This is a genomic window from Kitasatospora sp. NPDC048722 (genome assembly GCF_040650235.1).
In the GTDB taxonomy this organism is placed as follows: Bacteria; Actinomycetota; Actinomycetes; order Streptomycetales; family Streptomycetaceae; genus Kitasatospora.
The window spans coordinates 13,522-36,038 of sequence record NZ_JBEZGX010000032.1 but is presented as its reverse complement, the minus strand read 5'-3'; the positions used below and the strand labels follow the sequence as shown (position 1 = coordinate 36,038).

At 72.3% G+C, this 22,517-nt stretch carries 20 protein-coding genes and 1 tRNA gene; 11 read left to right on the top strand and 10 right to left on the bottom strand.

Annotated features, from left to right (window positions below):
• Positions 1-22 precede the first annotated feature (22 nt).
• Complete coding sequence (locus AB0C76_RS23280) at positions 23-241, bottom strand: DUF397 domain-containing protein (protein ID WP_359968599.1); 219 nt, start codon at positions 239-241, stop codon at positions 23-25.
• Positions 238-1,092 carry a helix-turn-helix transcriptional regulator gene (locus AB0C76_RS23275; RefSeq protein WP_359968596.1) on the bottom strand — a complete coding sequence of 285 codons (855 nt, stop codon included), beginning with the start codon at positions 1,090-1,092 and terminating at the stop codon, positions 238-240. The genes AB0C76_RS23280 and AB0C76_RS23275 overlap by 4 nt, the downstream gene beginning before the upstream one ends.
• Positions 1,093-1,400: 308 nt before the next feature.
• On the opposite strand from AB0C76_RS23275, the gene AB0C76_RS23270 reads away from it, so the two are divergent.
• On the top strand, positions 1,401-1,556 hold the full coding sequence (locus tag AB0C76_RS23270) for a hypothetical protein (RefSeq protein WP_359968594.1): 156 nt from the start codon (positions 1,401-1,403) through the stop codon (positions 1,554-1,556).
• Between the two features lie 72 nt (positions 1,557-1,628).
• Here the strand turns inward: AB0C76_RS23270 and AB0C76_RS23265 are convergent, their stop codons facing one another.
• From AB0C76_RS23265 to AB0C76_RS23255, 3 genes are all read right to left on the bottom strand, one after another.
• On the bottom strand, positions 1,629-1,823 hold the full coding sequence (locus AB0C76_RS23265) for a DUF397 domain-containing protein (protein ID WP_359968591.1): 195 nt from the start codon (positions 1,821-1,823) through the stop codon (positions 1,629-1,631).
• Between the two features lie 93 nt (positions 1,824-1,916).
• The gene (locus AB0C76_RS23260; protein WP_359968588.1) at positions 1,917-2,519 is read right to left on the bottom strand and encodes a GNAT family protein; all 603 of its coding nucleotides are present in this window, start codon (positions 2,517-2,519) and stop codon (positions 1,917-1,919) included.
• Positions 2,520-2,662: 143 nt separating this feature from the next.
• Positions 2,663-3,946 carry an adenylosuccinate synthase gene (locus AB0C76_RS23255; protein WP_359968585.1) on the bottom strand — a complete coding sequence of 428 codons (1,284 nt, stop codon included), beginning with the start codon at positions 3,944-3,946 and terminating at the stop codon, positions 2,663-2,665.
• 126 nt (positions 3,947-4,072) lie between these two features.
• On the opposite strand from AB0C76_RS23255, the gene AB0C76_RS23250 reads away from it, so the two are divergent.
• The 3 genes from AB0C76_RS23250 to purM all read left to right on the top strand — a co-directional run bounded on the left by AB0C76_RS23250 (position 4,073) and on the right by purM (position 7,961).
• Positions 4,073-4,918: a diacylglycerol kinase gene (locus AB0C76_RS23250; RefSeq protein WP_359968583.1), complete on the top strand. Its 846-nt coding sequence runs from the start codon at positions 4,073-4,075 to the stop codon at positions 4,916-4,918.
• Between the two features lie 255 nt (positions 4,919-5,173).
• On the top strand, positions 5,174-6,754 hold the full coding sequence (gene purF / locus AB0C76_RS23245; protein WP_359968580.1) for an amidophosphoribosyltransferase: 1,581 nt from the start codon (positions 5,174-5,176) through the stop codon (positions 6,752-6,754).
• A 121-nt stretch (positions 6,755-6,875) separates the two neighbouring features.
• Entirely contained in the window at positions 6,876-7,961 is a 1,086-nt protein-coding gene (gene purM / locus AB0C76_RS23240; protein ID WP_359968577.1) for a phosphoribosylformylglycinamidine cyclo-ligase, read from the top strand.
• A gap of 179 nt (positions 7,962-8,140) precedes the next feature.
• Here the strand turns inward: purM and AB0C76_RS23235 are convergent, their stop codons facing one another.
• The gene (locus AB0C76_RS23235) at positions 8,141-8,398 is read right to left on the bottom strand and encodes a DUF3073 domain-containing protein (protein WP_280674041.1); all 258 of its coding nucleotides are present in this window, start codon (positions 8,396-8,398) and stop codon (positions 8,141-8,143) included.
• Positions 8,399-8,827: 429 nt separating this feature from the next.
• Positions 8,828-9,985 (bottom strand): Glu/Leu/Phe/Val dehydrogenase dimerization domain-containing protein, encoded by a 1,158-nt coding sequence (locus AB0C76_RS23230; protein WP_359968574.1) that lies wholly within the window; start codon positions 9,983-9,985, stop codon positions 8,828-8,830.
• A 207-nt stretch (positions 9,986-10,192) separates the two neighbouring features.
• Here AB0C76_RS23230 and AB0C76_RS23225 point away from each other — a divergent pair, with 207 nt between their 5' ends.
• Both AB0C76_RS23225 and bldC read left to right on the top strand, forming a co-directional pair.
• Positions 10,193-11,092: a hypothetical protein gene (locus AB0C76_RS23225; protein WP_359968571.1), complete on the top strand. Its 900-nt coding sequence runs from the start codon at positions 10,193-10,195 to the stop codon at positions 11,090-11,092.
• Positions 11,093-11,589: 497 nt separating this feature from the next.
• On the top strand, positions 11,590-11,796 hold the full coding sequence (gene bldC, locus AB0C76_RS23220; RefSeq protein WP_014137253.1) for a developmental transcriptional regulator BldC: 207 nt from the start codon (positions 11,590-11,592) through the stop codon (positions 11,794-11,796).
• A gap of 348 nt (positions 11,797-12,144) precedes the next feature.
• Here bldC and AB0C76_RS23215 read toward each other — a convergent pair.
• Positions 12,145-12,218: transfer RNA gene (locus AB0C76_RS23215), tRNA-Asp, on the bottom strand.
• Positions 12,219-12,338: 120 nt separating this feature from the next.
• Positions 12,339-16,325: an ATP-dependent RNA helicase HrpA gene (gene hrpA, locus AB0C76_RS23210; RefSeq protein ID WP_359968568.1), complete on the bottom strand. Its 3,987-nt coding sequence runs from the start codon at positions 16,323-16,325 to the stop codon at positions 12,339-12,341.
• A 198-nt stretch (positions 16,326-16,523) separates the two neighbouring features.
• On the opposite strand from hrpA, the gene AB0C76_RS23205 reads away from it, so the two are divergent.
• The 3 genes from AB0C76_RS23205 to AB0C76_RS23195 all read left to right on the top strand — a co-directional run bounded on the left by AB0C76_RS23205 (position 16,524) and on the right by AB0C76_RS23195 (position 19,295).
• Positions 16,524-17,045 (top strand): SigE family RNA polymerase sigma factor, encoded by a 522-nt coding sequence (locus AB0C76_RS23205; RefSeq protein WP_359968565.1) that lies wholly within the window; start codon positions 16,524-16,526, stop codon positions 17,043-17,045.
• Entirely contained in the window at positions 17,042-18,001 is a 960-nt protein-coding gene (locus tag AB0C76_RS23200; protein WP_359968562.1) for a hypothetical protein, read from the top strand. The genes AB0C76_RS23205 and AB0C76_RS23200 overlap by 4 nt, the downstream gene beginning before the upstream one ends.
• A gap of 103 nt (positions 18,002-18,104) precedes the next feature.
• Entirely contained in the window at positions 18,105-19,295 is a 1,191-nt protein-coding gene (locus AB0C76_RS23195; RefSeq protein WP_359968559.1) for a serine hydrolase domain-containing protein, read from the top strand.
• A 24-nt stretch (positions 19,296-19,319) separates the two neighbouring features.
• On the opposite strand, the gene AB0C76_RS23190 is transcribed toward AB0C76_RS23195, so the two are convergent.
• The gene (locus tag AB0C76_RS23190) at positions 19,320-20,297 is read right to left on the bottom strand and encodes a LysR family transcriptional regulator (protein ID WP_359968556.1); all 978 of its coding nucleotides are present in this window, start codon (positions 20,295-20,297) and stop codon (positions 19,320-19,322) included.
• 190 nt (positions 20,298-20,487) lie between these two features.
• Between AB0C76_RS23190 and AB0C76_RS23185 the strand changes: the two genes are divergently transcribed.
• Positions 20,488-21,408, top strand: coding sequence for a zinc-binding dehydrogenase (locus tag AB0C76_RS23185; RefSeq protein ID WP_359968553.1), 921 nt, complete (start codon positions 20,488-20,490; stop codon positions 21,406-21,408).
• A 23-nt stretch (positions 21,409-21,431) separates the two neighbouring features.
• Positions 21,432-22,508: an alpha/beta fold hydrolase gene (locus AB0C76_RS23180; protein ID WP_359968550.1), complete on the top strand. Its 1,077-nt coding sequence runs from the start codon at positions 21,432-21,434 to the stop codon at positions 22,506-22,508.
• Positions 22,509-22,517: the final 9 nt, after the last annotated feature.

The following is a 22,517-nucleotide window of genomic DNA, read 5'->3' as shown; positions in this document are numbered from 1 at the left end:
GATTAACGGCGCGCCCCGGCGCTCAGGGTGCGCCCGGCGACTGGAGCCCGCCGAAGTCGCCGTGGCGGTCGAACTCCCCGGCCTTCACCCCGCGCACGAAGGCCGCCCACTTGCGCGGGGTGGTGCGCACGACGACTTCGGCGCTCTCCGACTCGCGGATCTCGACCAGCCCGTCGGCGGTGCGGATCTCGACGCACTCGTTGGCCTCGGCGCTGGCCGAGGACTTCTGCCAGTCGCTCATACGGGCGCTGTCTTCAGTATGGTCCGGATGAACTCCCGCGAGTCGTCGGCTCCGAGGGCGATCGCCTCGGTCTCCGTCCTGATCTCGCGGTAGGTCCGCAGGTCGGCCTCGGTGTGCACGAACTTCGGCCCCTGCGAGAGGTCGATCTGGACGGTGTCCAGCTCGGGAACGGGCCCGCAGGCGAGGTACATGCTCTCCCCGGAACCGGGGAACGTGTCCACGGTGAACGGGATCGCGCGGATCTCCACCCCGGGGCGCTCGGAGTCCTCCAGCAGGCTGCGCAGTTGGTCGCGCAGCACGAACGGACCGCCGAACTGCATGCGCAGCGCGGATTCGTGGATGAAGGCGGTGTACGGCTTCGGCCGTTCGACCAGGACGCGCTGGCGCTGGATCCGGAACGCCGTGCGCACGTCGGTCTCCTGCCGGGGCAGCGGCGGGCGCAGGCGCGCGAACACGGCGTTGGCGTAGGCGGAGGTCTGCAGGAGCCCGGGGATGAAACTGGTGTGCAGGATGGTGAGCGACTCGGCGTGGTGCTCCATCTCCGCGATGTCGATGATCCCGCTCGGGATGCGCCCGCGGTAGCCGTCCCACCAGTACTTGCGGCGGTCCTGGGTCATCGCGAGCAGCGCGTCGAGGTAGCGGCCCTCGGTGAGGCCGCAGGCGCGTGCCCAGGCCCGGAGCCGGTCGGCGCTGATGCCGGACTTCCCGTTCTCCATCTGGGAGATCTTGGGCAGGTCGGTGCCCAGGGTGGCGGCCAGGGTCTTGGGCGTCACGCCGACGCGTTCGCGCATCTTGCGCAGCTCGATGCCAAGGCGTTGCTGGCGCACGGTCGGCGACAAGCGGGGTGGCATGAGTCTCTTCTCCGGGTCGCGGTGTCCGTCGATGCTTCCGGTGAAGTGTGCCGTGCAAACCGGACCCTAGCTACCGAAACGGGGGATACCCCACGATGGAGTGAACGTCCACTCTCTCGGTAGCAAGTCTTGTACTTCGACCCTAGGGTCGAAGCCGAGTCACCCGCCGACCGGTTGTCGCCCACGGCCCATCAAGCGGCCCTGAATTCCGACCTGATGAACGGCCGGCAGGCTCGCCATCCCCGACCGGAGACACCCATGCCGCTTCCGTCGCCCCTCCGTCGTCCCCGACGCGTCCCGGTGAGCCGGTGAACGCTCTGGTCGTCGCCGGCCTGTCCCTCCTGCTGCTCGCCGTGCTGTTCGTCGGCTGGCTGGTCTGGCTGGTCAACCTCCAGCCCAGGGAGCCCCGTTCGGCGAAGCCGGAGTTCGCCGCCCGGAACTCGCGCTCCGTCGACGAGAACTAGGGCGCGTCTTCCGGCTCAGGCCGGCGCCTCCGGGGCACCGCCCGCCCCACCCCACCGGCCGTCGTCGTACCGTCAGACGTCGGCCACGAAGTGGTCGAACTCCCCGGCCTGGACGCCGAGGAGGAAGGCCTCCCACTTCTCCGGTGTGGTGCGGACGACGACGCCGCTCCCGTCCGACTCGCGGATCTCGACGACGCCGTCGACGAACCGCACCTCCAGGCACGTTCCGGACGGGTCGCCGGTGGAAGGCCGCTGCCAGTCGCTCATGGTGGCTCCTCGGTGAAGGCTCGGTTCTCCGCCCCAGCTTGCCACCGCGAGCCGGGGCGGCCGTCAGCCGCGCGGCGGCTCGTCGTGGGGCGGTCAGCCGCGGGCGAGCCGTTCGACCAGCCGGGCCTCGGCGGCGGGCCACTCGTCGGCGAGCATCGAGAAGTAGGCGGTGTCCCGCCAGACGCCGTCGGCGCGCAGGCGGTCGCGCCGGAAGGTGCCCTCGTACTGGGCGCCGAGCCGCAGGATCGCGTTGCGGGAGCGGTCGTTGAGCGCGTCGGTCTTCCACATCACCCGGCCCATGCCCAGCTCGCCGAAGGCGTACCGCAGGAGCAGCAGCTTCGACTCGGAGTTCACGGCCGAGCGCCACACCGAGCGGGCGTACCAGGTGCCGCCGATCTCGACGAGCTCGTGCGTCGCGCTGAAGTCGTAGAAGCCGGTGATGCCGACGGCCCGGCCGCTCGCCAGGTCGACCACGGCGAACTTCACCGCCGCGCCGGCCGCCATCTCCCCGATCCGGTGCTCGATGATCCCGCCCAGCTCCTCCTCGCTCTGCGGCGGGAGGAAGGGGATCCAGCGCCAGACGTCCGGGTCGGGGCCGACGGCGGCCCAGAGCTCGGGGACGTGGTGGCGCCCGAGGGGCTCCAGGCGGACGTGACGGCCGGTCAGGGTGACGGGCTCGGGCAGCTTCGCGGTCATGACCCGAACGTACTGGCGAACTGCACTAGATGCAACGTATTTATGCTCTAGTGCAAAATTGGCGGGCAAACGGAAGGGGCCCTGCGGGATCTCTCCCGCAGGGCCCCTTCGGACCGACGTCCGGACGGCGGTCCGGAACCGGATCAGATGAACGAGTTGATCTGGATCGTCTCGTCACGGCCCGGGCCGACGCCGATGGCGGAGATCGGCGCGCCCGACATCTCCTCCAGCGCCTTCACGTAGGCCTGCGCGTTCTTCGGCAGCTCGGCGAAGGTCTTCGCCTTGCTGATGTCCTCGGTCCAGCCCGGCAGCGTCTCGTAGATCGGCTTGGCGTGGTGGAAGTCCGACTGGTTGTAGGGGAGCTCCTCGACCCGGCGGCCGTCGATCTCGTACGCGACGCAGACCGGGATCTGCTCCCAGCCGGTCAGGACGTCGAGCTTGGTGAGGAAGAAGTCGGTGAGGCCGTTGACCCGGGTCGCGTAGCGCGCGATGACGGCGTCGAACCAGCCGCAGCGGCGGTCACGGCCGGTGGTCACGCCGCGCTCGCCGCCGATGCGGCGCAGCGCCTCGCCGTCCGCGTCGAGCAGCTCGGTCGGGAACGGGCCGGAGCCGACGCGGGTGGTGTAGGCCTTGAGGATGCCGATGACCCGGTCGATCTTGGTGGGGCCGATGCCGGCGCCGGTGCAGGCGCCGCCCGAGGTCGGGTTCGACGAGGTCACGAAGGGGTACGTGCCGTGGTCGACGTCGAGCAGGGTGCCCTGACCGCCCTCCAGCAGGACGACCTTGTTCGCCTTGAGGGCCTCGTCCAGGACGAGGGTGGTGTCGGCGAGGAAGGGCTTGATCTTGTCCGCGTAGCCCAGGTACTCCTCGACGACCAGCTCGGCCGGGACGGCGCGGCGGTTGTAGAGCTTGACCAGGATCTGGTTCTTGTCGTGCAGCGCCGCCTCGATCTTCTGGCGCAGGATCGACTCGTCGAACAGGTCCTGGACCCGGATGCCGACGCGGTTGATCTTGTCCGCGTAGGTCGGGCCGATGCCGCGGCCGGTGGTGCCGATCCGGCGCTTGCCGAGGAAGCGCTCGGTGACCTTGTCCAGGGTGCGGTGGTACGGCGTGATCAGGTGGGCGTTGCCCGAGATCAGCAGCTTGGAGGTGTCGATGCCGCGCTCGTTGAGGCCGGTCAGCTCGGAGAGCAGCACGCCCGGGTCGATCACGACGCCGTTGCCGATCACCGGCGTCACGTTCGGGCTGAGGATGCCGGAGGGGAGCAGGTGCAGGGCATACTTCTGGTCGCCGATGACCACCGTGTGACCGGCGTTGTTGCCGCCCTGGTAGCGGACGACGTAGTCGACGGAGCCGCCGAGGAGGTCGGTCGCCTTCCCCTTGCCCTCGTCCCCCCACTGAGCGCCAACGAGCACGAGTGCCGGCACAGGCGTACACCCCTTCCGGTTGGGGCATCCTGCGTAGGCCGCAGTCTGCCCCGAGATAGACGAAGCCCCTGGCGCAGTAGCGCAAGGGGCTCTTGCACCGAGAGATTACCTGAGGAAGGACCGGTCGTGTCGTCCCTGTCCACGCCTGCAACCGGCGGCTCCGAGCCGCTCCTGCTGCTCCTCGACCCGGTGGCCCGGCAGACCGACGGGGAGTCGGTGCGGATCGCGAAGGACGTGCTCTGCGGAGGTGCGGACGTCAAGGTGGCGTATCCGGAGAGCTCTTCCGAACTCGATCGGGTGCTTTCGCACCGGGGTCGGCGGCGACCGGTGGTGATCGGGTCCGATCTCGCCCTGCAACGGGTGCTCCAGGCCCTGCACCGGCACCGTGAGCTGGGCACGGATCCGGTGGGCATGGTTCCGGTCGGCCGCTCGGAGGAGCTGGCGGCGGCCCGCGCGCTCGGGGTCCCGGGCGAGCCGGTGCCGGCCGCGCGGGCGGTGTTGTCGGGGGCGCCGCGGAAGCTGGACCTGCTGGTCGACGACGGCGGCGGGGTCGCGCTGGGCGGGGTGCGGATCGCGGGTGCGGGAGCCCGGCGGCTGATCGGCCGTCCGGGTGGCTGGCGTTCGCTATGGGCGAAACTGGCTGCGGCCGAGCAGGGGAACGCACTCACCGTCGAGGCCGCCGAGCAGAGCTCCCGGATCCGGGTCGAGGCCGACGGTCGGCTCCTCGCGGACGTCCACCGGCCGGTCCGGCTGGTGCAGGTCTCCCTCCCCTCCGGCGCGTCGGACGGTTCGGGCGTCATGGAGGTCGTCGTCCGCGCGCCCGGTGCCCTGGTGCGCGCCCGCGCCGCGAGCGTCTCGGTGGTCGGCCGCGGCTTCGGCTACGAGGTCGACGGCCGCCCGGTCGGCCCGGTCCGCGCCCGCACCTGGACGGTCCACCCGGGCGCGTGGGGCCTGCTGCTCCCGGCCGCGTGAGGGTGCCCGGTGACGCCCCCGTGAACTCCGGGTGAGCAGGCTCACGTTCGCTGCGGCCCCGAGGGCCGGCGCTTCGCACCCGGAATGCCCCAACAGGCGCGAACCACAAGGCCATCACCCGCCCGCGGGAATTCCCCCGGGCCGAAATGCCCACTCGGTAAGGGGTTTTGTCTACGCGCGTTGCCGAACGATCGCCCAACAATCCCGGCGTCCCGGGTTCCGGAAGCCTGTGCCAACTGCCCTAGACTCGAAGGCGTGCCACGTGGTGACGGAAGACTCAACCACGATCTTCTTCCCGGCGAGAAAGGCCCCCAGGACGCTTGCGGCGTCTTCGGTGTCTGGGCTCCCGGCGAGGAGGTCGCCAAGCTCACGTTCTTCGGCCTTTACGCCCTGCAGCACCGCGGTCAGGAATCCGCGGGCATCGCAGTGAGCAACGGCTCCCAGATTCTCGTCTTCAAGGACATGGGACTCGTCTCCCAGGTCTTCGACGAGGCCTCCCTGGGGTCGTTGCACGGGCATATCGCCGTCGGACACGCCCGCTACTCGACCACCGGTTCCTCGGTCTGGGAGAACGCCCAGCCGACCTTCCGGGCGACCGTTCACGGTTCGCTGGCCCTCGGGCACAACGGAAACCTGGTGAACACCGCCGAACTGGCGGCCATGGTCGCCGAACTGCCGGGCGAGGAGCACGTCTCCCGTTCCGGCCGGACCGCCGCGACCAACGACACCGACCTGGTGACCGCGCTGCTCGCCGGCCACCCGGACCTCTCCATCGAGGAGACGGCCAAGGTCGTGCTGCCCAAGGTCAAGGGCGCGTTCTCGCTCGTTTTCATGGACGAGCACACCCTCTACGCCGCCCGCGACCCGCAGGGCATCCGCCCGCTGGTGCTCGGCCGGCTGGAGCGCGGCTGGGTGGTCGCCTCCGAGACGGCGGCGCTGGACATCTGCGGCGCCTCCTTCATCCGCGAGGTCGAGCCCGGCGAGCTCATCGCCATCGACGAGAACGGCATGCGCAGCTCCCGCTTCGCCGAGGCGAAGCCCAAGGGCTGCGTGTTCGAGTACGTCTACCTGGCCCGCCCGGACACCAGCATCGCCGGCCGCAACGTCCACCTCTCCCGGGTGGAGATGGGCCGTCGGCTGGCGAAGGAGGCCCCGGTCGAGGCCGACCTGGTGATAGCGACGCCCGAGTCCGGCACCCCCGCCGCGATCGGCTACGCCGAAGCCAGCGGCATCCCCTACGGCTCCGGTCTGGTGAAGAACGCCTACGTCGGCCGCACCTTCATCCAGCCCAGCCAGACCATCCGCCAGCTGGGCATCCGGCTCAAGCTGAACCCGCTGCGCGAGGTCATCCAGGGCAAGCGCCTGGTGGTCGTGGACGACTCGATCGTCCGCGGCAACACCCAGCGCGCGCTGGTGAAGATGCTGCGCGAGGCCGGCGCCGCCGAGGTCCACATCCGGATCTCCTCGCCGCCGGTGAAGTGGCCCTGCTTCTTCGGCATCGACTTCGCCACCCGGGCGGAGCTGATCGCCAACGGCATGACCATCGAGGAGATCGGCCGCACGCTCGGCGCGGACTCGCTCTCGTACATCTCGATCGACGGCATGATCGAGGCCACCAAGCAGCCCAAGGACAGGCTCTGCCGGGCCTGCTTCGACGGGGAGTACCCGATGGAGCTGCCCGACCCGGCGCTGCTCGGCAAGCTCCTGCTGGAGGCCGAGATCAAGGGCGGCCAGCAGCCGCCCGCCGTCCGCGGCAAGCCGACCGGCAGCGACCTGGACGGCGTCCAGTCCCTGCTCGGCGGAGCGGGCGCGGCCGACGCGCTGCGCCGCCCGTAGTACCCGCGGTGGGGTCCCGGAACCGGGGCCCCACCGCTGTTCCAACCCCACCTCGACCCGAAAGGGCCGCACCGCAGTGACCTCCCACCCGTCGCCCACCGCCACCCCCAACGGAGACGCCATGCGTCACACCTCTGACGGCGCCACCTACGCCGCCGCCGGCGTCGACATCGAGGCGGGCGACCGCGCCGTCGAGCTCATGAAGCAGTGGGTGAAGAAGGCCAACCGCCCCGAGGTGGTCGGCGGCCTCGGCGGCTTCGCCGGCCTCTTCGACGCGTCCGCCTTCAAGAACTACGAGCGGCCGCTGCTGGCCTCGGCCACCGACGGCGTGGGGACCAAGGTGGCCATCGCCGCCGCCATGGACAAGCACGACACCATCGGCCACGACCTCGTCGGCATGGTCGTCGACGACCTCGTCGTGTGCGGCGCCGAGCCGCTGTTCATGACCGACTACATCTGCGTCGGCAAGGTCGTCCCGGAGCGCGTCGCCGCGATCGTCAAGGGCATCGCCGAGGGCTGCGCGCTGGCCGGCTGCGCCCTGGTCGGCGGCGAGACCGCCGAGCACCCGGGCCTGCTCGGCCCGGACGAGTACGACGTGGCGGGCGCCGGCACCGGCGTCGTCGAGGCGGACGCGCTGCTCGGCGCCGAGCGCGTGCGGGCCGGCGACGTGGTGATCGCGATGGCCGCCTCCGGCCTGCACTCCAACGGCTACTCGCTGGTCCGACACGTCCTGCTGAACCAGGCCGGCTGGCAGCTGGACCGCAAGGTCGAGGAGTTCGGCCGCACCCTCGGCGAGGAGCTGCTGGAGCCGACCCGGATCTACTCGCTGGACTGCCTGGCGCTCACCCGCGCCACCGAGGTCCACGCCTTCTCGCACGTCACCGGCGGCGGCCTGGCGGCCAACCTGGCCCGGGTCATCCCGGCCGGCCTGCACGCCCGCCTGGACCGCGGCACCTGGACCCCGCTGCCGGTCTTCCAGACCGTCGCCGAGGTCGGCAAGGTGAGCACCCTGGAGATCGAGAAGACGCTCAACATGGGCGTCGGCATGGTCGCGGTCGTCCCGCCGCACTCGGTGGACGTCGTGCTGTCGGTCCTGGAGGACCGCGGGGTCGAGGCCTGGCTGCTGGGCGACATCGTCGACCGCACCGACGAGCACGACGGTGGCGCGGCGCTCTACAACGCCTACGAGGGCTTCACGGCGGGCTGAGACGGGCCCACGGCGCCTTCCGGGTGCCAGGCGCGTCAGATGTGACGAGAGGGCCCCTCCGGTGCACCGGAGGGGCCCTCTCGCGTCCCCGGACAGCAGGCGGCCGACGGCCTGTCAGGGGAACGCCGAAGACCGGCCCGGCGCCCTGGGGCGTCCGGACCGGTCCGGCGGTACGGCGGTTACGAGCGGCGGGAGGCCTGCGACGGCCCGGTGCCCGGCTCGGTGTCGTCCTCGTCGTCGAGGTCGGCGTAGCGGGCGGCGTACTCCGCGTACGGGTCGTCGTCCTCTTCCTCCTCGATCGGCTCGGGGTCGATCGAAGCGGTGGACGGCGATACGCCCAGCTCGTTGGACAGACGGTTAGCGTCGAACCCGCCGCTGTTGTACTTCAGCTCGCGGGCGACCTTCGTCTGCTTGGCCTTGGCCCGGCCGCGCCCCATGGGTCGACCCCCTCAACGATGGGGCTCACGGCCCCGAGTCTGACACGTGTTCATGATCAGGACCGGCCTGCCCGAATGGGGAGGACCGTCCCTTGGAGCATTAACGGTACCTGTTTCCGCCGCTGGACGGTACGTCGTCGGTGTGACGTGGCGCGCACCGACTGCACCCGCGACCAGGTCTTCCCAGGTCAAGGGAGGTTTTGCGGCGCTTTGCGCGCTGTCCGGAGGTGTCTGAGGTCCGTCGTTCCGGGATCGATTATCCCCCCAAGGGGGACCTCGGATCACCCGTTCGGGCGCAGAAGTGAGAATCCGGTTCCACATCGTGATGCGCGGGGGACTTGGGCCCCTCCCTGCCCGAGGGCGGGCAGGGAGGGGCAGGACCGTCCCCCGCGCACGGGGTGAGCCGGATCGGCTCCGGACGGGGCCGGATCAGGCGCGGCGGGCGCCCGGGAGCAGGACCGTGCGCAGCGCGCTGATCTCGCGCATCCGCTTCTCGGCCAGGCGGTCGGCGGCGACCGCCGGCGGGACGCCGTCGGCGGCGGCCCGGGTGAAGATCTCCAGAGTGGTGTCGAAGATCTTCGTGGCCTTGTTCTTGGCCCGCTCGAAGTTGAAGCCGTCGATCTCGTCGGCGACCTGGATGACGCCGCCGGAGTTCACCAGGTAGTCCGGGGCGTAGAGGATCCCGCGGTCGGCGAGGTCCTTCTCGACGCCCGCGTGGGACAGCTGGTTGTTGGCCGCGCCGCAGACGATCGAGGTGCCGAACTCGCCGAGCGCGGCGACGACGTCGTCGGTCAGGGCGCCGCCGAGCGCGCAGGGGGCGTAGACGTCCAGCTTCGCCTGGAGCAGGGCGGTGGTGTCGGCGACGACCTCCACCTCCGGGTGGGCGGCGCGGACGCGGTTGACCGCGGCCTCGAAGGGGTCGGTGACGACCACGGTGGCGCCGTCCGCGACGAGGTGGCCGACCAGGTAGTGGCCGACCTTGCCGACGCCCGCGACGCCGACCCGCTTGCCGCGCAGGGTCGGCTGGCCCCAGCGGGCCTGGGCGCTGGCGCGCATGCCCTGGAAGACGCCGAAGGCGGTCAGGATGGAGGAGTCCCCGGCGCCGCCGTGCTCGGGCGAGCGGCCCGTCACGAACCCGGTCTCGCGGGCGATGACGTCCATGTCCTGCACGTAGGTGCCCACGTCGCAGGCGGTGATGTAGCGGCCGCGCAGGGACTCGACGAAGCGGCCGTAGGCCCGGAGCATCGCCTCGTTCTTGTCCTTGTTCGGGTCGCCGATGATGACGGCCTTGCCGCCGCCGAGGTCGAGCCCGGCGAGCGCGTTCTTGTAGGACATCCCGCGGGAGAGGTTCAGCGCGTCCTCCAGGGCCGCCTCCTCGGAGGCGTACGGGAAGAAGCGGGTGCCGCCGAGGGCCGGGCCCAGCGCGGTGGAGTGGATGGCGATGATCGCCTTGAGCCCGGAGCTGCGGTCGTGGCAGAGGACGACCTGCTCGTGGCCGTCGCCGGGGGCGCCGTCCTGCTCGGTACGGAAGATCCTGCTGAGCACGCCGGGTGCGGGGTGCGTGGAGGATGTCTGTACGTCGGTCACTGTGGTGACTCCAGTATCCAAGGCCCGCTGCTGTGGTGCGGGCGCCTAAGGCGAAGCGTAGTCGCGTGCCCGTCGACGATCCGCCGTCTTGTCCGAGCTTGTGCCGGTTGTCCGAGGGGTGAGACGGGAGGGCCCCCGGAGTGCGGGCGCGAACGGTTCGGGGGCGCGCCCTCCCGGCGCCGAGCCCCGCGTGCGACCATGCAGGACGTGACCGTCGTCCGTACTTCCGTACAGCCGCCGTACGCCGCCCACCTGCGGGTCTACGAGCCGCTGGCCGCCTATCCGGAGCCCGAGCGGGCGCGCTGGCAGGCGTACGCGGCGCAGCACGGTCCGGACGCCGCGGAGGCCGCCCGGCCGGTGGCCGAGGCGGTGCTGGCGGAGCAGCGCGAGGCGCTCGCCGGGCTGGTCGGGCGCACGCCCCGGGCGCTGCCCGAGCGGGAGAGCGAGCGGGCCTTCGTGCGGCTGGTGGACGGCGTCCTCTACGTCTGCCCGTGGGCGACCAGGCTGCGCAGCTGGCAGGCGCTGGAGGAACTGCGGGCGGGGGCGCCGGTGGCGCTGCTGGACACCGCGCTGCCGCCGGTGGCGCGGGCCGCCGCGGAGGCGGACCGCGAGCGCTGGCGGGCCGAGCACCCGGACGCCCGGCCGTGGATCCTCACCAGCCGGTGGGAGGTGCCGGTGCGGTGGTTCCTGCCGTTCGGGGAGGAGGACCGCTGCTTCGTTCCGGCGGAAGCGGGGGACAAGGGGGAGGGGAGCGGGGGTCGGGCGCCGGCGCTGTTCTACTTGACGCCGATGTCGCAGGCGCGCCGACGGGTGGCCCGGGCCTACCGGGCGTTGCGCGAGACGGTTCCGGAGGGGGAGCTGGTGCGGGGGGCCGAGCAGGTCGGGCGGTGGCTGGAGGAGTTCCATCCGCGCTCGCTGGTGGAGCTGGACTACGGGGGACTGGTGCATCTGCTGGGAGCGGAGCGGTTGCTGGCGGACCGTTCGGCGGGGGAGCTGGAGGACGGCCTGCGGGCGCTGCGGGCCGGGGACGACGCGGAGGCGCTGCGGGTGTACGGGGAGCTGACGGTGCGCTGGCGGCGCGTCCTGGCGCTGCGGTACGCGAACTAGCGGGCGAACTGACGTCCGAGCGCCCGTGTATGACTGGAAGGGTCCTTCGGCCCGGGCCGCATGACGAAGGTCCCGGTTCGGGTCAATACCTGTCGAACGTGACACTACTCACCGTTGACGCGAACTTACCCCTATGTGCAAAAATGGGACAACCAGCCCAACTCCACGTGAGCGTGCCCACTTTTGGGTGGTTCTGGAGTCGATGCGTGCTTTGCGGGGAAACGGAGGGTCTGGTCCCCTCGTAACCGGACGTCACTGGCGAGTGACTGTCCGTTATGGGGTGGTCCATCGCCATCCGTCGGCCTTGAACCCGTGAGGGGTCAATTTTGGCGGTTTGGTCGATAGGGCTGGACGGATGGTGTAGTTGTAGACACCAGGACAAGCCGTTCGTCCTATAACCGACTCGGCCCGTCTATGCCATTTCGGGCATCGCGGGCCAAGGTGCAGAATTTGAAGGATAGAACCGCCCTGGTTCGGTTCTCCCGAGGAGGCCGCTCATGACCGCTCGTACCCCTGATGCTGAGCCGCTGCTGACGCCGGCAGAGGTTGCCACCATGTTCCGCGTGGACCCGAAGACGGTCACCCGCTGGGCCAAGGCGGGCAAGCTGACGTCGATTCGCACGCTCGGCGGTCACCGCCGTTACCGCGAGGCGGAGGTGCGCGCACTGCTGGCCGGGATTCCCGCCCAGCGCACCGAGGCCTGATAGGCCGAAGGCTCTTTAAAGGGGCCGCTTACCGGACTCCGCCGGGTCCGGTAAGCGGCCCCTTTGCCGTGCCCGGGGCCGGCTGCCGATCTGTCGGAATGTTGAACTCCGGATAACGATTTGATGCTCATGGGGCGGGGGGGATTTACAGTGAATAACTGTACAATTTTACATATTAAATTAGTGGCTTCCGAGCAAGGCCGCGGCGCGCCGGTTGTGGGGAAAACGTAAGTGACGACCGTCACGCGCTCCGTCACTTGTGGTCCAGGCCAAGTGTGGGGTATAGGGCGTGCGCCCAAAACGCGAGAGGCCCGGAACCTGAACGGTTCCGGGCCTCTCGCACTGCGGCGATCCCGACGGGACTTGAACCCGCGACCTCCACCTTGACAGGGTGGCGAGCTAACCAACTGCTCCACGGGACCAGAGTTTTCTGATCTCGTTCACTCGCTTGCCGCGCTGCGAACAAGACAGATCGTAGCCCATGGTGGGCCCCCAGGTCGAACTGGCTCCTGAGGGCCCCACCCCCGGCCACCGGCGGGAACTCAGAGCGCGGCCCGCGCCGCCTCCATCGCCTTCATGATCCGCTTCTCCGACACCGGGGTCGGCGTGCCCAGCGACTGGGCGAAGAAGCTGACCCGCAGCTCCTCGATCATCCAGCGGATCGCCCGCACCTCCGCGGACGGCTGCCGCCCGGCCGGGACGGCCGCCAGCAGCTCCCCGTAGGCCTGCTGCACCTGCTGGACCTTCAGCAGTTGCTGGGCGTCCCGCTGCGGGTGGTTGGGCAGCGCCTCCAGCCGGCGGTCCACCGCCAGCAGGTAGCGCTTGAGGTCCGGCAGGCGCTGCCAGCCGGTGTCCGTCACGAAGCCCGGGTGGACGAGCGAGGCCAGGTGCAGCCGGATGTCGTTCACCGCGTTCAGCAGCACCGGACTGCCGACCGTCCGCAGCCGGGTCGAGGCCTTGTGGAAGGCGATCAGCGCGGTGGCCGTCTTCAGCGTGGTGTCCGCGGACAGGTCGTACAGGTCCGCGCGCACCTTGTCGTGCAGCTTGCCGAAGGCCGCCTCGTCCCAGGCCGGGCCGCCGCCCAGGGTCATCAGGCGGTCCGTCGCACAGGCCACCACGTCCTCGAACAGGGCCGTGATCGAGCCGTGCGGGCTGTGCGAGAGCGCCAGCTTGGCCTGGTTGCCCAGGCGCCCCTGGATCGACTTGGCGGGGGAGCTGGTGGTCAGCATCAGCAGCCGCCTGGTGCCCTCCCACATCGCCCGCTCCTGGGCCTCCGGGGTGTCGAACAGCTTCACGCCGACCGACTGCCCCTCGTCCACCAGCGCCGGGTAGGCGCGCAGCGAGTGGCCGCGCGAGCGCTGCTCGAACGTGCGCTGGAGCACCGGCAGGCCGGCCGGCCAGGCGGTGAGCCCGCCCTGCTCGATGCCCTGGCCGGAGGCCGCCGAGGACAGCGTCTCCTTGAGCTTCGGCTTGAGCCGCAGCCGCAGCTCCTCCAGGTCCTTGGACTCGGCGAGCTTGCGGCGGCCGTCCACGACCCGGAAGGTGACCTTGAGGTGGTCCGGCACCCGGTCGTCGTCCCAGGCCTCCGGCGGGACGGTGACGGCCGTCAGACGCTTGAGCGCGTGCTCCAGGGACGGGAGCAGGGGCTCCTGGCGGTCCTTCACCGCGCGCAGCGCGGCCTTGGCGAAGTCCGGAGCGGGCACGAAGTTGCGCCGGACCGCCTTCGGCAGCGATTTGATCCACGCGGTGACGAGCTCCTCGCGCAGGCCCGGGATCTGCCAGTCGAAGCCCTCCGCGGTGACCTGGTTGAGCACCGGCAGCGGGATGTGGACGGTCACGCCGTCCGCGTCGCTGCCCGGCTCGAACTGGTAGGTCAGCTTGAAGCGGAGCTTGCCCTGCTGCCAGTGGTCCGGGTAGTCGGCCTCGGTGACGCCGTCCGCGGCGTCGTTGATCAGCATCGACTTCTCGAAGTTGAGCAGGTCCGGCTGCTCGTGCCGGGCCTTCTTCCACCACGCGTCGAAGTGCCGGGTGGAGACGACGTCCTCGGGCAGCCGGGCGTCGTAGAAGTCGAAGAGGGTCTGGTCGTCGACCAGGATGTCGCGCCTGCGGGCCCGGTTCTCCAGCTCCTCGACCTCGCCGAGCAGCCTGCGGTTCTCCGCGAAGAACTTGTGGTGGGTCTCCCAGTCGCCCTCCACCAGCGCGTTGCGGATGAACAGCTCGCGGCACAGCTCCGGGTCGACCTTCCCGTAGTTGATCTTGCGCTGGGCGACGATCGGCATCCCGTAGAGCGTCACCCGCTCGTAGCCGAGGACGGCGCCGGCCTTCTTCTCCCAGTGCGGCTCGCTGTAGCTGCGCTTGAGCAGGTGGCCGGCCAGCGGCTCGACCCACTCCGGCTCGATCTTCGCGTTGATCCTGGCCCACAGCCGCGACGTCTCGACCAGCTCGGCCGACATCACCCAGCGCGGCGGCTTCTTGAACAGGCCGGAGCCGGGGAAGACCGCGAACCGGGCGCCGCGCGCGCCGCCGTACTCGCGCTTCTCCACGTCGAACAGGCCGATGTGGGAGAGCAGTCCGGCGAGCAGCGACTGGTGGATCCGGTCCGCGTCCGGCTCGGCGTCGGGATGGGGCTCCTCGATCGTCACGCCCAACTGCTTCGCCACCGTGCGCAGCTGGGTGTAGACGTCCTGCCACTCCCGTATGCGCAGGTAGTTGAGGAACTCCGCCTTGCACATGCGGCGGAAGGCCGAGGACGAGAGCTCCTTCTGCTGCTCCCGGACGTAGCGCCACATCGCCAGGTAGGAGAGGAAGTCGGAGGTCTCCGAGGTGAACCGGCGGTGCCGGTCGTCGGCGGCCTGGCGCTTCTCGGTGGGGCGCTCGCGCGGGTCCTGGATGGACAGCGCGGCGGCGATCACCATGACGTCGCGCACGCAGCCGTTCTTGTCCGCCTCCAGCACCATGCGGGCCATCCGCGGGTCCACCGGGAGCTGTGCCAGCTTGCGGCCGAGCGCGGTGAGGCGCTTGCGCGGGTCCTTCTCCTCCGGGTCCAGGGCGCCGAGCTCGTGCAGAAGGTGCACGCCGTCCTTGATGTTGCGCGAGTCCGGCGGGTCCAGGAACGGGAACGCGGCGATGTCGCCGAGGCCGGCGGCGGTCATCTGCAGGATGACCGAGGCCAGGTTGGTGCGCAGGATCTCGGCGTCGGTGAACTCGGGCCGGGAGAGGAAGTCCTCCTCCGAGTACAGCCGGATGCAGATGCCGTCCGAGGTGCGCCCGCAGCGGCCCTTGCGCTGGTTGGCGCTGGCCTGGCTGATCGCCTCGATCGGCAGCCGCTGCACCTTGGTGCGGTGGCTGTAGCGGGAGATGCGCGCGGTGCCCGGGTCGATCACGTACTTGATGCCGGGGACGGTCAGCGAGGTCTCGGCGACGTTGGTGGCCAGCACGATCCGGCGGCTGCCGGAGCGCTGGAACACCCGGTGCTGCTCGGCCGAGCTCAGCCGGGCGTAGAGCGGCAGGATCTCGGTGGACTTCAGCTTCAGGCGGGTGAGCGCGTCGGCGGTGTCGCGGATCTCGCGCTCGCCGGAGAGGAAGACCAGGATGTCGCCCGGCCCCTCGGCCTGGAGCTCCTGGGCGGCCTCGCAGATCGCCTGGATCTGGTCCCGGTCGCGGTCGGCGGCGTCCTCTTCGGCCTCCTCGACGGCGTCGTCGACGAGCGGCCGGTAGCGGACCTCCACGGGGTAGGTCCGGCCGGAGACCTCGATGATCGGGGCGTCGTTGAAGTGCCGGGCGAAGCGCTCGGGGTCGATGGTCGCGGAGGTGATCACGACCTTGAGGTCCGGGCGGCGCGGCAGCAGCTGCTTGACGTAGCCGAGGATGAAGTCGATGTTGAGGCTGCGTTCGTGCGCCTCGTCGATGATCAGGGTGTCGTACTGGCGCAGGTCCCGGTCGGTCTGGATCTCCGCGAGCAGGATGCCGTCCGTCATCAGCTTGACCAGGGTGTCCTGGCCGACCTGGTCGGTGAAGCGGACCTTCCAGCCGACGGCCTCGCCGAGCGGGCTGTGCAGCTCCTCGGCGACGCGCTCGGCCACCGTGCGGGCGGCGATCCGGCGGGGCTGGGTGTGGCCCACCAGGCCGCGCACCCCCCGGCCGAGCTCCAGACAGATCTTCGGGATCTGGGTGGTCTTGCCGGAGCCGGTCTCGCCCGCGACGATCACCACCTGGTGGTCCCGGATCGCCTCCAGGATCTCGTCCTTCTTCTGGCTGACCGGGAGCTCGGCGGGATAGGTGATCTTCGGGACGGCGCCCCGGCGCTGCTCGACCAGCAGCTCGGCGCGTTCGATGTCGGCGGCGATCTCGGTGGCGATCTTCTGCCGGGCCTCGGGTCTGCGGACCCGGCGGGCCCCCTCCAGCCGGCGTCCGATCCGCACCTCGTCGCGCAGGGTCAGCTCGGGCAGGCGGGCGGCCAGCTCGCCGATACCGGGGCCCTCCGCGGGAGCGGCGGCGGACTGGACTGCGGGAGAACTCACTGCGGGCATCCCTCTAGGTTCGCAAGGAGGCACGGCGGCGCGCACCTCGGTTTTCGAGCCCCTCCAGTGTCACAGTCGCCGGTGGCGATCCGCGAACGGCGGGTGGCCGGGTCGGTGCGGAAACGCCGCGGCGGGCCCGGAGGATTCCGGGCGGGTGCGGCAACGGTTTCCGGGCGTCCCGGACTCAGGTGGGGTGAGGAGGTGCTCATGGGAGCCCAGAACGCCGCGCGGGACGACGAGTTCCGCGCGTTCACCGGCGGCGCGTGGGCGCGGCTGCTGCGCACGGCGTACTTGCTGGCGGGGGACCGGCACGGGGCCGAGGACCTGGTCCAGCAAGCGCTGGAGCGCGCGTACGTCCACTGGAACAAGGTCCGTGCGGCGGACGACCCGAACGCGTACGTGCGCCGGATCCTGGTCAACGAGCACGCCCGGCGGTGGCGGCGGCGCAGACCGGCCGAGTACCTGGTCGAGGCCCCGCCCGACCGGCCCGCCCGGGCCGGGGCCGACCCGGACGACCGGGCCGTGCTGCTCGCCGCGCTCGCCGACCTGCCGGCGCGCCAGCGCGAGGCCGTGGTGCTGCGGTACTGGGAGGACCTCAGCGAGTCCCAGACCGCCGCGGCGATGGGCTGCTCGGTCGGGAACGTGAAGAGCCAGGCGGCCAGGGGGCTGGCCAAGCTCCGGGAGTCCTCCTCGCTGGACGGACTGACCACCATCGGAGGTAGCAGATGAGCACGGAGTCCACGCCCGGGAACGAGCGCATGCCGGCGGCGGAAGCGGAAGCGGAGGCCGCGGCCGCGCGGGCGCTGAGCGACCTGGCCGGGAGCATCGAGGCCGGGGCGGTGCCGTACGACCGGCTGGTCGGCAGGGGACGGCGCCGACTGCGGCGCAGGCGGCTGCTGACCGTGGCGGCGGCCGGGGCGGTGGCCGTCGCGGTGGCCGGGGCGGCCTCGGCGTTTGGCGGGTACGGAGCGGGGACCGGCGGCGCCGCGGTGGTGGCGGCTCCCACCGTGGCCGCTGCTCCGTCGACTCCGCCCGCCGCTTCGGGAGCGCCCTCCGCGGCTTCCGGGCCCTCCCCTTCGGGCGGTCCGTCCGGGGCCGCGCGGGACCCGTTCACCCCGATCCGCGTCAAGATCGGCGAGGGCAGCCTGAACGGCCGCACCTGGCAGGCATGGGTCGCCGAGTGGCCGAGCCCGACCACCGAGCGGGACGCCCTGCGGCAGGCCGAGACGATCCGGGCGGAACGCGGTGGCGTCGGCCCGGACGCCCGCTCGCTGCTCCCGCGGAACTCCGCCGGCAAGTGGCTGCCGGACTACGACCTGGCGAACCTCTACTACACCGTCGACGGCAAGCGGCAGGCGGAGGACGTGGTGCAGTCGGTCCGCGCGCCGGGCGGGCCGTCCGGGGGAGGGCTCGGCGGCGCGGCCGCGTCGCTGGGCCTCAAGGACACCGCGAAGTCCGGCCTCCCGCCGGTGCTGGTCGGCAGCGCCGCGCCCGACGTGGCGAAGATCGTGATCACCTGGGAGACCGGCGGCTCGACCGAGGTGGTGCCGGTCACGGCCGCGGATTCGACGATGCGCTGGTACGGCCTCATGGCGAAGCCGGGGTCCGGCGTCAGGAACTACACCGACTACGCGGCGGACGGCTCGGTGCTGCGCAGTTCCGACCACTGGCTCCGCACGAACTGAGAAGCGGCCCCCGTTCCTGCCAGGGAATGTCGGTGCCGTGCGCCATCGTGGTTCCGGACACGTTGGTCGACGGGCCGTCAGCGGTCCGGGAGGGCGGTGGACGATGAGCGGGCTGTCGAAGGAACGGCTGGAGCGCCTGCACCGGGTGCTGGCCGGGCACGTCGAACGGGGTGCCGTGCCGGGCCTGGTGGCGGCCGTCGCCCGGGACGGCGACGAGCACGTCGAGGTCCTCGGCAGCCACGCGGCCGAGGGCGGCGCGCCGGTGCGGCGCGACACGATCTTCCGCATCGCGTCCATGAGCAAGCCCGTCACCGCGGTGGCCGCGCTCACCCTGGTCGAGGAGTGCGTCCTGCGCCTCGACGACCCGCTGGACGACCTGCTGCCCGAACTCGCCGGCCGGCGCGTGCTGCGCCGGCCGGACGGCCCGCTCGACGACACCGAGCCCGCCGTCCGCCCGATCAGCCTGCGCGACCTGCTCACCTTCCGGCTCGGCTACGGACTCACCATGATCCCGCCGACCGCCCCGATCGCCGCCGCCATGGCCGAGCGCGGCGTCAACGTCCTGCCGCCGCGCGCCGACTACCCCGGGCCGGACGAATTCCTGCGCCGGCTCGGCGAGTTGCCTCTCCTGCACCAGCCCGGGGCCGGCTGGCACTACCACACCGGATCGGTCGTCCTCGGCATCCTGCTCGCCCGCGCCTGCGGCAGGCCCCTCGGCGACGTGCTGCGCGAGCGCGTCCTCGGCCCCCTCGGCATGCGGGACACCGGCTTCACCGTCCCGGCCGACCAGCTCCACCGGCTGCCCGTCGAGTACTGGCACGACCCCGTCCGCGGCCTCGTCACCTACGACGACCCCGCCGACAGCGCCTGGTCCCGGCCCGCGGCCCTCGACGACGGCGGCGCCGACCTCGTCTCGACCGTCGACGACTACCTCGCCTTCGCCCGGATGCTCCTCGGCGGCGGCACCCACGCAGACGTCCGGATCCTCTCCCGCCCCACCGTCGAGCTGATGACCACCAACCAGCTCACCCCTGCCCAACTCACCGCCTCCGCGCCACTGCTGGGCCGCGGCGAGCTCACCGGCTGGGGCTTCGGGGTCTCCGTCACCACCACCCGCGACGGCCTCCCCGCCCTCGGCCGCTACGGCTGGGACGGCGGCCTCGGCACCACGTGGTTCAACGACCCGGCGGAGCGGCTGACGGGCATCCTGCTCACCCAGCGCATGTTCGACGGCCCCACCCCGCCGGCGGTGGCACGGGACTTCGAGGTGCTCGCGTACCAGGCGGTGGCGTGACGGGGCCGTGGGGTCCTACGGGTCCTACGGGTTGAGAGCGGCCTCGTCCGGGCCCGGCAGCCAGTCGCGGGCCGGGTCGTACTCCAGCCACCTGCTGCGCCGCGCCTCCTCGGCGAACGCCCGCAGCAGCGGCTGGAGCCGGGGGTGCTGGTCGGCGGCCGCGCCGTCACCCGGGCCGCTCTCGGTGCGCCAGAGCAGCGACCACGCGTACAGCGGCGTCGGCTCGACCAGCGGGACGGTCCGCACGCCCGGACGGTCCGGGAGCGGGACGTCGGCGGGGACGAGGGAGAAGCAGCCCGGGGCGGCGCGGACCTGCTCGACGAAGTGCTCCAGCCCCAGGTTGGTCGAGCCGGCCCGCTCCTCGATGCCGAAGCGGTCCGCGAACCTGGTCAGGAAGTCCAGCCGGTCCACCGCCGCCGGGTAGCGCAGCACGCTGCCGCGCAGGTCGGCCGGGCGCAGCACGTCCCGGCCGGCCAGCGGGTGGCCGGCCGACAGCAGCACGTCCACCGGCTCCAGCCGCACCAGCCGGTGCGTCAGCCCCGCGTCCCGGCCGTCCGGCAGCGGGTGCACCCGGCCGAAACCCGCGTCCGACTCCCCGCGCAGCAGCGCCGCCGCGACCGACGGCAGGTCACGGCCCGGCACCGGATCCACCTCCAGCCCCGGCGCGCCGTCCAGCGCCTGCGCGACCGTCCGCATCGGTGCGAACAGGTGCCCCCAGACGTCGATCCGCAGCGGCCGGGCGGCGCACGTCACCGCCGCCACCGCCCGGTCCCCCTGGTCGAGCACCCGCCGGGCCGGCTCCAGGAACCGCCGGCCCCCCTCGGTGAGGCCCACGCCCCGGGCGTCCCGGTCCAGCAGCCGCACCCCGAGGGCGCCCTCCAACCGGGCCACCCGCTTCGACAGCGCCTGCTGGCTGACCCCGAGCCGCCCCGCCGCCCGCCCGAAGTGCGCCTCCTCGGCGGCGGCCACGAACGCCCGCACCTGCGCGAGATCAAGATCCATGGGGCGTCAGCCTACCGCCGTGGCACCGGGCGGCCCCGGGCGTCGGACGACAACCGCTCCTCGGACGACAACCGCTCCTCGGACGACAACCGACCGCTGTCGGCGGCGCCCGGCGGTTGTTGGACCGGCGCCGGGCGGGCGCGGTGGGCTGGGCCCGTCAACGGGACGCACGCCGAGAGGGGCGAACGGGATGAAGGCGCTGGTACCGACCGGCCGGGCGGAGGCACCGGTCGGGTTCGCGGAGGTCGCACAGCCGGAGCCGGGACCGGGGGAGGCCCTGGTCAAGGTCGAGGCGTTCTCGGTCAACCGGGGCGAGACCTTCAAGCTGGAGGCCCCCGAGCCCGGCTGGCGGCCGGGCAAGGACGTCGCGGGCCTGGTCGTCCAGGCCGCCGCCGACGGCTCCGGACCGGGCGTGTGCCGCCGCGTGGTCGGCCACCCGTCCGCGGGCGGCTGGGCCGAGTACGTGCGCGTCCCGACGAGCTCGCTCGCCGAGCTCCCCGACTCCATCGACGCCGTGCGCGCCGCCGCCCTCCCGCTGGCCGGCCTCACCGCGCTGCGCCTGCTCCGCACGGCGGGCGCGCTGGCCGGCCGCCGGGTGCTGCTGACCGGTGCCTCCGGCGGCGTCGGGCACTACTTCACCGAGCTGGCCTCCGCCGCCGGGGCCGAACTGACCGTCGTCACCGCCTCCCCCGAGCGCGGCCGGCGGCTCACCGAGCTCGGCGCGGCCGAGGTGGTCCACGAGGTCGGCGCGGCGCGCGGCCCGTACGACCTGGTGCTGGAGTCCACCGGCGGCGAAGCCCTGCCGCTCGCCCTCGCCCGGCTGGCCCGGCGCGGCACCCTGATCTGGTTCGGCCAGGCCTCCCGGCGGCCCGCCACCCTCGACTTCTTCGACTTCTTCACCGGCCCGGAGTCCGCGACCCTGCGGCACTTCCACTACGCCGACTCCGACGTGCCCGACGGCCGCGACCTCGCCACCCTGGTCCGCCTGGTCGCGGAGGGCCGACTGACCCCCGAGCTCGGCCGGGTCGCGCCGTGGACCGAGACCGCCGCCACCCTCACCGACCTGCGCGACCGCCGCATCCGCGGCAAGGCCGTCCTCACCATCAGCTGATCCGCGCCGAAAGGGAAACGACGATGTCCGACGCCTCCTTCCTCTCCTTCCTCGACGACCCCGGTTTCCTCGCCGCCTTCGTCGAGGTCAGCCGCCCCCGCGCCCACGGCGCCGGCCTCGACCCGTACGACTACGACCGGGTGACCGCCCCGCTCGCCTCCGCGCACGACTGGCCCGCCGCGTGCGCCGCCGCCGGGCAGCGGTACGCGGAGGCCGCCGGGCGCGCCGCCGCCGAGGGCCGGGGCGTCACCGCCGGCGAGGCGTACCGGACGGCCGCCCGCTGGTACCACGTCGCCGGGTGGCTCCCGCACCCCGACCGCGAGGCCGCCGCCCGGACCGCGGCCGACGCGGACGAGGCCATGCGGCGGGCGCTGGCCCACCTCGACCCGGCGGCGGAACGCGTCGAGGGCGACGGCTTCGCTGGCTGGCTGCGCCGCCCGTCCGGGGGCCCGGCGGCGTCCCGTCCGGTCGTGCTGGTCGTGCCGGGGATGGACTCCGGCAAGGAGGAGTTCCACACCGTCGTCGAGGCCTTGCTGGCCCGCGGCTCGGCCGTCCTCGCGATCGACGGCCCCGGCCAGGGCGTCCTCACCGCCGGCAGCGCCCCCGAACCGGACTACCACCGCGTCGTCGGCCGTGCGATCGACGCCCTCGCCGACCGCGACGGCCTGGACCCCGACCGGATCGCGGTCGTCGGCCTGAGCCTCGGCGGCTACTACGCGGCCACGGCCGCCGCCCACGAGCCGCGCGTCCGGGCCGCCGCACTGGTCAGCGGCCCCTACCGGCTGGCGTGGGACGAGCTCCCCCCGTTCGTCCGCGCGACCCTCGTCCAGCGCTGCGGCGGCTCCGAGGCCGCCCGGGCGTTCGCCGCCCGGCTGGACATGACGGCCCTCGTGCCCGCGCTCACCGTGCCCGTCCTCGTCGTCGAGGGCGGCGAGGACGTGATCCCGGGCGTCACCAACGCGACCCCTCTCGCCGCCGAGGCCCCCGCCGCCGAGCTCCTTCTCGTCCCCCACGGCAACCACCTCCTGGGCACCGCGCTCCCGGACTGGCTCCCCACCGCCGCCGACTGGCTCACGGGCCACCTGACGGCGCAGCGGTAACCGCCGACG

Coding starts and splice junctions, on each gene's coding strand:
- AB0C76_RS23280 (WP_359968599.1), bottom strand. CDS start 241: ATGAGCGACTGGCAGAAGTCCTCGGCCAGCGCCGAGGCCAACGAGTGC.
- AB0C76_RS23275 (WP_359968596.1), bottom strand. CDS start 1,092: ATGCCACCCCGCTTGTCGCCGACCGTGCGCCAGCAACGCCTTGGCATC.
- AB0C76_RS23265 (WP_359968591.1), bottom strand. CDS start 1,823: ATGAGCGACTGGCAGCGGCCTTCCACCGGCGACCCGTCCGGAACGTGC.
- AB0C76_RS23260 (WP_359968588.1), bottom strand. CDS start 2,519: ATGACCGCGAAGCTGCCCGAGCCCGTCACCCTGACCGGCCGTCACGTC.
- purM (WP_359968577.1), top strand. CDS start 6,876: ATGCGTCACACCTCTGACGGCGCCACCTACGCCGCCGCCGGCGTCGAC.
- AB0C76_RS23235 (WP_280674041.1), bottom strand. CDS start 8,398: ATGGGGCGCGGCCGGGCCAAGGCCAAGCAGACGAAGGTCGCCCGCGAG.
- bldC (WP_014137253.1), top strand. CDS start 11,590: ATGACCGCTCGTACCCCTGATGCTGAGCCGCTGCTGACGCCGGCAGAG.
- hrpA (WP_359968568.1), bottom strand. CDS start 16,325: ATGCCCGCAGTGAGTTCTCCCGCAGTCCAGTCCGCCGCCGCTCCCGCG.
- AB0C76_RS23205 (WP_359968565.1), top strand. CDS start 16,524: ATGGGAGCCCAGAACGCCGCGCGGGACGACGAGTTCCGCGCGTTCACC.
- AB0C76_RS23200 (WP_359968562.1), top strand. CDS start 17,042: ATGAGCACGGAGTCCACGCCCGGGAACGAGCGCATGCCGGCGGCGGAA.
- AB0C76_RS23195 (WP_359968559.1), top strand. CDS start 18,105: ATGAGCGGGCTGTCGAAGGAACGGCTGGAGCGCCTGCACCGGGTGCTG.
- AB0C76_RS23190 (WP_359968556.1), bottom strand. CDS start 20,297: ATGGATCTTGATCTCGCGCAGGTGCGGGCGTTCGTGGCCGCCGCCGAG.
- AB0C76_RS23185 (WP_359968553.1), top strand. CDS start 20,488: ATGAAGGCGCTGGTACCGACCGGCCGGGCGGAGGCACCGGTCGGGTTC.
- AB0C76_RS23180 (WP_359968550.1), top strand. CDS start 21,432: ATGTCCGACGCCTCCTTCCTCTCCTTCCTCGACGACCCCGGTTTCCTC.